A 7,051-nucleotide genomic window follows, 5' to 3' on the forward strand; every position below is an offset into this window, starting at 1 on the left:
AGGTGGAGACGTTCAAGAATTCGGTGAGCGCCGAGACCGGTCAGCCTTGGCGCACCGCCATGAGCGTAAATGAGCGGTCGAGAACCTGGTACGCGTTCTGGCGCTCGGGGTACGGCTCAACGACGGCCGCGCGACGCGCCTCAACACTCCAGCTCAGCGCCTGCTCGCGCAGCTGCATCGGCGCGCTCTGGGGAGGCATCGCGAGGCGCTCGGCATCGTTGCGTGCCGAGAGCTGACGGTCGAGCATGCCGACGAGCGGGTGGTTCGGTTCGATAGCCGCGAGCCGCTCGAGCGCATCCAGTTCGGCAAGGGGATGCAGTTCGGCCCGCAGTCGCGCCTCGGCCACGATCGCGCGAAGCGGCGGCGGCGCACCGTTCGACCAGGCGAGCCGGTCGAGGGCGTCGAGCGCGCGCCGCGCCTTGACGTGCGCATAACGGCCGACGTAGCGGTTCGCGAGCGCGCGACGCAGGTCGTCGATGCCCGAGGCCTGCACGAGCCAGTCGCTCATGGCTCGCGCGCCGCGGCGCGCCTCATTGCGGCCGTGGCGGATGCCGTACTCGCCAATGAGGTCGGCCAAGCGAGCGATCTCGGCGCCAGGGATGCCCGGGCCTACGACTCCTTCGCCGCTCGGGTCGCGCAGCTCGAGATCGAGATCGTCAACGTTCGCGAGCTGCGAGAGCGTGCCGGCATCATGTTCGCGCACGAGTCCGGCACGGGCAGCCTGCGCCATGTTGCCGGCCACCGCGATGACGGTGCCGAGGTGCGCGCCGTGCTGTCTCGAGAACTTTTCGGCGCCCGTACGCGCGAGCTCGATCGGGTCCTGATTGCCCCAGGGGGTGCCACCGAACGTGTCGGCGTGGCTCAGCACGCCGATTGCCCTCGAGGCCGACTCGGCCGGGGTGTCGGTAATCGAGCCCCACTCGTGGAGGAAGTCGGTGTCGTCGCGGAGCATCATGTCATGGAAGACGTAGATGAGCGCATCGGCCTGCTGCACGCTCTCGTGGCCGAGTACGGTACGGCGCGCCGCATCCTCGAGCTCGGTCGTCGTCGTCGACAGACCCGGGGTATCGATCAGCGTGAGGTCGCGCAGGACTTCAGACTGGAGGAAAACGACGGCGTGCGCGATGTGCTCGGTCGGCACGGGCAACCGCTCGGGCAGACAGCCGCGATCGAGGTCGAACGGCACCTGCTGGCCGTCACGCGTGATGACGAGACCACGCTCGGGCCCGCCGAAGGTGTAGTGCGTCGAGATGCGCGTGCACTCGGTCGCCCCCGTCGGAGCGACCACGCGACCGACGAGCGCGTTCACGAGCGTCGACTTGCCAGCCTTAACCCGGCCGACAACCGCGAGACGAATCGTCTCGTTGAGCTGCCGCCGAACGCCGTCGGTCACCCTCGCGGTGCCGCGCCGGTCAACTTGGTCAAACGCATCGCACACGTCGAGCACGGCCCGACGCATGAGTTCGGTGACGGTAGCCCATGTGCTCATTAGTTGCTTGAAGAAGTGCGGTCGGTCGTCGCGACGGCGTACGCAACGTCGGCGAGGGGCTTCGGCGTGAAGCGACCCTGGATGTCCGAGAGGTTGTCGTGGTTGCCGCTGTCGTCGTTACCGAGGGTGATGAAGACTCCGTAGGGCTGGTCTTCGTAGACGTAGTAGTGCGAGTAGCCCCCGCCAGCGTCGGTGTACTCGCCCTCGAACTGCGTGCCCGCGACCTCGTCGCCGATCTTCCAATCGGTGTCGGTGTCGTACGACGTCTGGCCGTACTCGAGGGCCTGGTCGTAGCTGTCGAACTCCATGACGTAGAGGTGCGTGTTCGAGCGGTCGTACCAGGTGCAGTCGATCGTCGATTTCACTCCGAGATCGGCGTCAGTGCAGCTCGCACCGTCGACCTTGACGACCCATTCGAGCCCCTGGGTGCCGGTGAGCTCAGCACAGTTTTCCTGCCCGGAGACGGTCGAGCCGTCCCAGCACTCGATTTCGCCCGAGGGAACCTCCGGCGAGAGGGCCTCTTCTGCGGGCTCGGCATTCTGGTTGCCGAAGAGCGCAATGCCGCCCCAGATGCCACCCCCGATGACAATGACGGCGATCACGGCGATGACCGAGATGAGCAGTCCGCGGCGCGTCTTCTTCGGCTGGCCGCCCGAGTTCGCGTCGGGGCCGGAGCCGTAGGCGGCCTGCGCACTCGGCGTGTAGCCGCCGCCGTAGCCGGAGCCTCCGCTGTTCGAGGACGCATACGCACCGTACGGCGGGGCGGAGGAGTTTGCGTCCTGTCGATCGCCACCGCCGGGGCCGCGCCCGGTCTGCGACGAGTCAAGGGTGCCGAAGCTGCGCGTCGGCGTCGACGACGTGTTCTGCCCGTAGTTCGGAGCGCCCGAGTTCGGCTGCTGCTGCGGAGCGCCGTACTGCTGCTGGCTGCTGTTGAACTGCTGCGTGTTGTATTGGTGCGTCGGCTGCTGCTGATTGCCCTGCTGCTGGCGCGGAATGCTGCTCGTTTGCGGCGGCACCGACGGCTGCACGGCGGTTTCGTTCGGCCGCTGACCCTGCGGGCCCGTCGGGCCGGCCGCGGCGCTCGGCGCGGGCGGGAAGTGGCCGGTCGGGGGCACCGAGCCTGGCGCCTGCGCGGGCCGGGTCGAACCGAGCGGGGCAACGTAGAGGGCCCCCTCGGCGACGACGAGCTTCGGGTCGTCAAGCGTGGCAATGCGAATGCCGGTGCGCTCGCGAATCATCTCGCTAATCGCGGGCGTGCGCGATGAGCCACCCGTGAGGTACATCACCTCGGCGCCCGGGCCCGAGACGGTGTCGAAGACTTCCTTGAGCAGCTTGCCAGCCCGGTCGAGGTCTTCGGCGATGAGCGTCTCATACTCCTGGCGCGTGATCGTCACCACGGCATCCTCGTCGCCGAGGCTCACCGCAATGTCGGCGTCGGGGCGGGTCGAGAGTTCGGTCTTCGCGGCCGTCACGGCGCGGCTCAGCGAGGTCTGTGCGCGCAGCTCGGCCATCGTTTTTGGCTGGTGCAGGCGCTTCGCGAGCTCCTCGCTCCCCCTGTTCGACAGTGTGTCGAGGGTCCAGTCGAGCAGGCGTGCATCGAACGAGCGGCCACCGAGCACCGGGTCGCCACCGTACGCGAGCACCCGGTAGCCCTGGGGCTCGAGCGGCGCGCGCTCGAGCACGGCGATGTCGAGGGTTCCGCCACCGAAGTCGAACACGGCGACACGCGAACCGGGCGCCGCCTGGTGGTTGCGGGCGTAATGCGCAGCGGCCGCGATCGGCTCGTTCACGGTGCGGATACTCTCGGGCGCGAAGCCCGCGGCCACCGCGGCGCTACGCAGTGTTTCGATCTGCGAGGGCGCCCAGGCGACGGGGTGGGTCAGCCATACCTCGGCCGGCGGCTCGTTGTTCTGGCGACGCAGGCTCGCGGCCCGCACGTAGCTGTAGATCTCGCGCGCGATTTCCTCGGGGTCGACGATTTTGCCGGCGAGCACGACCTCGCTGCGTCCGATGAGCGTCTTCGGCGTGCGCTCGAATCCGTCAGGGTGGCGCAGCTGCGCGTTAATCGCCTCGTCGCCGACGCGGTAGCCGTTTGGCGTGAGCACGATTGCCGAGGGCATCGAAATGCTGACGTCAGACAGGGCGACGGGACGAACGTTGCCGTTCGTGTGGATCGCCGCAGCCGTGTTTGACGTACCGAAATCGATCGCGAGTCGCCAAGCCATCTGTGCGGTTTCCTTTACTGGTGAGGGGGTGCGTGCGCGGGTTCTCCACGAAATCCGCAACGCGTGTGCAAATTAGGATACGAGGTTAGGGTTTCTCGCCCGTGCGTTTCTGTTCAATTGCACGCGCTTCCTGCTCCGCGAGCGCAATTGCGTCACGCAATTGCTTGATCTGGGGGTCGAGTTTGCCGATGCGTTCACGGCGCTCGGCCTCGGATGCACGTCGCGCCGACTCGAGTCGCTGCAGCTCGGACTTCGCGGCATTCGCCGACTCGCGCAGGTCGCGATCAAACACCTTCTTTGCGTCGGTCGTGATGACGCCGAGCACGCCGCGCACGGCACGGTCGAGTACCTCGCGCATCTCGGTCGAGGCATCGGCGACGACCTGAATCACCGACTGCCGCTTCGCCTGGCGCCGCGCCAGTACGAACGACAGCGAGCCCATGACACCGGCGCCGATCGCCGTACCGATGCCTGGGAAGATCATCGAGCCAATACCCGAGCCCATGAGGAAGCCCGACATCAGCATGCGAGGGTCGGAGCTCGCGGCCTTGCGGTCACCCAGCTCACGCTTGCTCTGGCCAGCCTCGTGTGCGCGGCGCTCGACCTCGCCGAGCAGGCTGCGCTGCGGATCCATGCCCGCGGCCGAGTAGAGCTCGTGGAGCAGCATCGTCGAGCGGTGCACGATGCCCTGCATGGCGCGGCCGATCTGCACCTCGACGTCGGCGGCCATCTCGTTCGTCATGGCCTGCGACTGCCGCGCACTCATGCCCGTGCCCTTGCTTTGGGCGAGTTCTTTCCAGTGGGTGCCGAAGTCGCGGGCGAGCCGCGAGTTCGCGCTCGTGAGGTCGACGCGCATGCGGTCGACGTTCGCACCCCAGTCGTACTTCGCATCCTCAAACTTGCGCAGCAGCTGGTCGCGGTGTTCCTTCACCGCCGTCATCGACGACTGGTCTTCGACCACGCCGCCGAGTGCCTCTCGCTCGGTTTCGAGGGCGATGAGCGGCTCGCGCAGCAGGTCGGCGCCGCGTCGCAACGCGTTGAGCGTGGGCAGCTGGCCCGCCATGCGCAACGGATCGCGCAGGGTTGCTGCGAGCTGAGGGATGCCGCTCATCTCGAGCAGACGACCGCGGCGCTGCTCGTCGGGCTCGGCGGCGGCACGCTCACCCCAGGCACCCGAAACCCCGACGATCGGAATGTTGCCGAGGCGCGGCTCGCGCTGGGCAAGAATCTGGCGGTTCTCTTCAAGCACGGCCTGCCAATTGCCCCGGTAGAGGTCGATCTTCGTTACGGCGAGCACGAGTTGGTCGATGGTCGCACTGCAGCGCACGAGAAACTCGAGCGCCGGCGCAGTGATACGGCCGGATGCGTCGGTCACGAGCAGCAGCACGCTCGCGTCGTGCGAGCGGGCGATCGCGCGCATCGCGTAGGCCTCGCTGAGTCCGCCCGAGCCCGGCGTGTCGACGAGGGTGGCATTCGGTACGTAGCCAGGTCGCACGGCGAGCGATGCCTGCAGCGGCTGCTCTTCGGCGTTCATGAAGATCGGCGAGTCGACCTGTACCCAGCCCGGCAGTTGCTGGGCCGGAACCCGCCGGCGCGTCGGCTCCGACGCAAACTCAAGTTCGGCGGTGCCCTGCGGAAACTCCTTGGTCGCGGGCGTGTAGTTCACCGCGAGGGCGGTCGTCTCGATCGGCGCTGTCGGCGCGAGCCCGGGGGCCGCGAGCAGGGCGTTGATGAGCGTCGACTTGCCGCGGTTCATCTCGCCAACCACCACGACCGAGGGGGCGACGCCCTGGGCGTTTTTCACCATCCGGGCGATCGCCGAGAACTCCCGGCCGAGACCGTGCGCTTTCGCGGCCTGGCCCACGCCACGAAACGCGACGGTCGCCGGGTTCGCCTGCTTGGCGGGCCGTTGGGCGGGGACAGTCGTCGTCATGACGTCCACGCTACTTGCTCAGCTCGCCCGCCTGCCACCTTCCGCCGGTGCACGAGACGTACTACCTCAGGCGGTTTAGCCCTCGAACTGCGCCGCTTGCGCCGACGCGAGCTCATCGATGGTGTGGCCGGGCTCGAGCGGTTCACGGATCTCGTCGGGCGCCGTGCCGTCGCCGAAGGGCGAACCGCCGAGCTGTTCGCGGTGGTGGGGCGTGAGCCAGTTCGCGTAAAGCGGGCCCTGCGGCACGATGCGGGTCGGGTTGATGTCCTCGTGCACCTCGTAGTAGTGGCGCTTGATGTCGACGAAGTCGATCGTGTCGCCGAACCCTGGGGTCTGGAAGAGGTCGCGGGCGTAGGCCCACAGCGTCGGCATCTCGCTGAGTTTGCTGCGGTTGCACTTGAAGTGACCGTGGTAGACCGCGTCGAATCGCGCGAGGGTCGTGAACAAGCGCACGTCGGCCTCGGTGATGTGATCGCCCAGGAGGTAGCGCCGGGTCTCGAGGCGCTCGGAAACCTGGTCGAGCGCGGTGAATAAGCGCAGATAGGCCGCGTCGTAGGCATCCTGGCTGCCCGCGAAGCCGCAGCGGTAGACGCCGTTGTTGATCTCGGTGTAGATGTGCCGCATGACCGCGTCCATCTCGTCGCGCAGCGCCTCGGGGTAGAGCTCGGGTGCGCCGTCGCGGTGAAACTGCGTCCACTCCGTCGAGAAATCGAGGGTCATTGAGGCAAAATCGTTCGTCACGACCCCGCCGGTCGGCACGTCGACGATCGCCGGTACGGTGATGCCCTTCGGGTAGTCGGGGAATCGCGCGAAGTAGGCCTCCTGCACGCGCTCGTAACCGAGCACGGGGTCGCGGCCGTCCGGGTCCTTGTCGAACGTCCACGAGCGCACGTCGTGCGTCGGCCCGCAGACTGCCATCGAGATCGCGTCCTCGAGGCCGAGCAGGCGGCGCACGATCGTCGTGCGGTTCGCCCACGGGCAGGCACGCGACACCACGAGCCGGTAGCGGCCCGCCTCGACCGGCCAGGTCTGGATGCCTTCGCCGACCGAGCGGCCATCGCGAGTGATGCGATCCTCGATGTAGTTGGTGTCGCGCGTGTACGCCTCACCGGTGCTCATGTACGCGCCCTTTGTTGAAAAGTCATCGACCATGCTGCCAGCTTAGGCGGCCAAAGTGCGCGCCGCATGGATGCCCGGTGCGGGTCGGCCGAGATCTCGACCGGATGCCGGGGGCTCAGTCGGCCAGGATGCGCGCGCCGCCGCTCGGCCCGTTCGCCCGGACGACGGTGTCGCCGCGCGCGCGAAACGACGCGGCGAGCGCATCCGCCGCCGCCGCATCCGCCGCGAGGAACGCGAGGGTCGGGCCAGAGCCCGAGATGATGCCGGCGAGGGCGCCGGCGCCCT

General features: G+C 68.0%; 4 protein-coding genes and 1 pseudogene. All 5 read right to left on the bottom strand.

From position 1 onward, the window contains the following. Window positions 1-40 precede the first annotated feature (40 nt). Entirely contained in the window at window positions 41-1,489 is a 1,449-nt protein-coding gene (locus ID132_RS01540) for a dynamin family protein (protein WP_193127676.1), read from the bottom strand. Then, a complete protein-coding gene (locus tag ID132_RS01545; RefSeq protein WP_193127677.1) occupies window positions 1,489-3,714 on the bottom strand; it encodes an Hsp70 family protein in 2,226 nt (741 codons plus the stop codon). Before ID132_RS01545 ends, ID132_RS01540 begins: the two co-directional genes overlap by 1 nt. An 85-nt stretch (window positions 3,715-3,799) precedes the next feature. After that, window positions 3,800-5,647 carry a dynamin family protein gene (locus ID132_RS01550; protein WP_193127678.1) on the bottom strand — a complete coding sequence of 616 codons (1,848 nt, stop codon included), beginning with the start codon at window positions 5,645-5,647 and terminating at the stop codon, window positions 3,800-3,802. Between the two features lie 75 nt (window positions 5,648-5,722). Further along, window positions 5,723-6,799, bottom strand: a complete 1,077-nt coding sequence (locus ID132_RS01555; RefSeq protein ID WP_193127679.1) for a glutathione S-transferase family protein — start codon at window positions 6,797-6,799, stop codon at window positions 5,723-5,725. 82 nt (window positions 6,800-6,881) lie between these two features. Next, window positions 6,882-7,051 (bottom strand): annotated as a pseudogene (locus ID132_RS01560) (4-(cytidine 5'-diphospho)-2-C-methyl-D-erythritol kinase); the annotation flags it as partial.

The organism is Gulosibacter sediminis (assembly GCF_014904065.1).
Taxonomy (GTDB): domain Bacteria; phylum Actinomycetota; class Actinomycetes; order Actinomycetales; family Microbacteriaceae; genus Gulosibacter; species Gulosibacter sediminis.

Coding starts and splice junctions, on each gene's coding strand:
- ID132_RS01540 (WP_193127676.1), bottom strand. CDS start 1,489: ATGAGCACATGGGCTACCGTCACCGAACTCATGCGTCGGGCCGTGCTC.
- ID132_RS01545 (WP_193127677.1), bottom strand. CDS start 3,714: ATGGCTTGGCGACTCGCGATCGATTTCGGTACGTCAAACACGGCTGCG.
- ID132_RS01550 (WP_193127678.1), bottom strand. CDS start 5,647: ATGACGACGACTGTCCCCGCCCAACGGCCCGCCAAGCAGGCGAACCCG.
- ID132_RS01555 (WP_193127679.1), bottom strand. CDS start 6,799: ATGGTCGATGACTTTTCAACAAAGGGCGCGTACATGAGCACCGGTGAG.